The sequence below is a fragment of the Vibrio genomosp. F10 str. 9ZD137 genome, assembly GCF_049974785.1.
In the GTDB taxonomy this organism is placed as follows: domain Bacteria; phylum Pseudomonadota; class Gammaproteobacteria; order Enterobacterales; family Vibrionaceae; genus Vibrio.
Genome location: NZ_JBNGCJ010000405.1, coordinates 1 through 1345 on the forward strand (window position 1 = coordinate 1; position 1345 = coordinate 1345).

Annotated in this window: 2 protein-coding genes; both read left to right on the forward strand. The window is 43.1% G+C overall.

From position 1 onward, the window contains the following. A partial coding sequence (locus tag ACP45E_RS09270; RefSeq protein ID WP_198927704.1) for a flagellar basal body P-ring protein FlgI occupies nt 1-182 on the forward strand: 182 nt, incomplete at its 5' end. A gap of 9 nt (nt 183-191) precedes the next feature. After that, nucleotides 192-1106 (forward strand): flagellar assembly peptidoglycan hydrolase FlgJ, encoded by a 915-nt coding sequence (flgJ, locus tag ACP45E_RS09275; RefSeq protein ID WP_017038051.1) that lies wholly within the window; start codon nt 192-194, stop codon nt 1104-1106. Nucleotides 1107-1345: the final 239 nt, after the last annotated feature.

Below are 1345 nucleotides of genomic sequence, written 5' to 3' on the forward strand. Positions count from 1 at the left end.
AACCGCTCTTCCGATCTGTGACGGAAGAACAGGGAAAAATGTTTAAGTTTGAACCAGGCTTAACATTGGATGATTTGGTTCGAGCGGTGAATGAAGTTGGTGCAGCTCCTTCCGATTTAATGGCTATTTTGCAAGCACTTAAGCAAGCGGGTGCGATTGAAGGTCAATTGATCATTATTTAAGGACTGAGCATGATAAACAATGGAAACGACATTGGATTCATTCATGATATTGCTGGCCTAGATAAACTACGTCAAAAAGCGGTAGGTGGTGATGAGGCCGATGATAAAGCTGCGTTAGCCGCTGCGGCCAAACAGTTTGAGGCGATTTTTACGTCTATGCTGTTTAAGTCGATGAGAGATGCGAACGCGAACTTTGAATCTGGAATGATGGATAGCCAGAATCAACAGTTTTATCGCCAGATGCTGGATGACCAGATGTCGAGCGAGCTGAGTTCATCTGGTTCGCTAGGATTGGCAGATATGATTGTCGCACAGTTGAGTACCGGCTCCATAGAAAATCAAAACGCAGCCGCTCAAAGTGATAACTTTGAAGAAATAATGGACAAAGTAGAGCGAAATCGTCAACTGCGAGAAGCGGCGCCACTAGCCGACGTAGCGGCAATTCAAAAAGCTCAACCGACCTCGTTTGATTCTCCGGAAAGTTTCATTAAGTCTATGCAGCCCTATGCAAATCAAGCGGCTAAAGCGTTGGGTGTTGATTCTTCTCTATTACTTGCTCAAGCGGCATTAGAAACCGGTTGGGGGCAAAAAGTCGTACAAAACTCTCGTGGCAGCAGTAATAACTTGTTCAATATTAAAGCAGATAGAAGCTGGCTGGGCGATAAAGTGGCGACCCAAACGTTGGAATACCACGATAATGTCCCAGTGAAAGAGCAAGCCGCTTTCCGCTCTTATGATAGTTATCAAGACAGTTTTAACGATTATGTACGCTTTTTAAATCAAAATCCTCGTTATAGTACGGCACTACAGCAAACAGGCAGTTCGGAAGAGTTTATCCACGGTATTCATAAAGCGGGTTACGCCACTGATCCTGAATACGCGAATAAAATCTTGCGAGTAAAACAGCGCATTGATCAGATGTAATCATCGGTTGATTACAATTAAAACAAAGGCTTGCATTCAGTAAGCCTTTTTCCTTTCTACTTTATATCTTCTCTTATTTACTGGCATACATATTGCAATAATCTAAGTAACGGATCGGTGATAGCCGGTCTTTCTTAAGATTTTTGGGGGTCGTATGTCGTCGGATCTTCTGAATGTGGGGACACAAAGTGTTCTTACTGCTCAGAGACAACTCAATACCACTGGGCATAATATTTCAA

What these genes read in the sequence shown, in the direction of transcription:
- flgJ (WP_017038051.1), top strand. Translation starts at nt 192, where the DNA reads ATGATAAACAATGGAAACGACATTGGATTCATTCATGATATTGCTGGC.